Origin of the sequence: Sutterella massiliensis (assembly GCF_016899755.1) — a bacterium.
In the GTDB taxonomy this organism is placed as follows: domain Bacteria; phylum Pseudomonadota; class Gammaproteobacteria; order Burkholderiales; family Burkholderiaceae_F; genus Sutterella; species Sutterella massiliensis.
In genome coordinates this window covers 1-264 of sequence record NZ_JACJJC010000448.1, presented here as the reverse complement: position 1 = coordinate 264, position 264 = coordinate 1, and the positions used below count along the sequence as shown (strand labels likewise).

The window sequence follows — 264 nt, the reverse complement described above, 5'->3', positions numbered from 1 at the left end:
CGCCCCGAGCGGCTGCCGCCGAGGCTCGCGATGAAAGCCGACTGATCGTCGAGCGCAGCACTGCTCTGAAGGCCGTCGTCGGTGAAGGCCTCGTCCCAGTAGTCGCTGATGCGCCCGAGCGTCCAGCGGTAGCGGCGTCGGCTCGCCAGGCCCAGCGGATTCGCGTGAGTGGCGGCGAAGAAGGGCTCTGCGGCGGGCGAGCGCCAATCGACGAGCAGCCGGTTGCCGTCATCATCGGTCAGGCCAGTGCGACCGATGTAGGTG

Annotated in this window: 1 protein-coding gene; it reads right to left on the bottom strand. The window is 69.3% G+C overall.

The window, feature by feature from the left end:
* Nucleotides 1-264: hypothetical protein (locus tag H6A60_RS13260; protein ID WP_239477756.1), on the bottom strand; the 264-nt coding region annotated here is incomplete at both ends.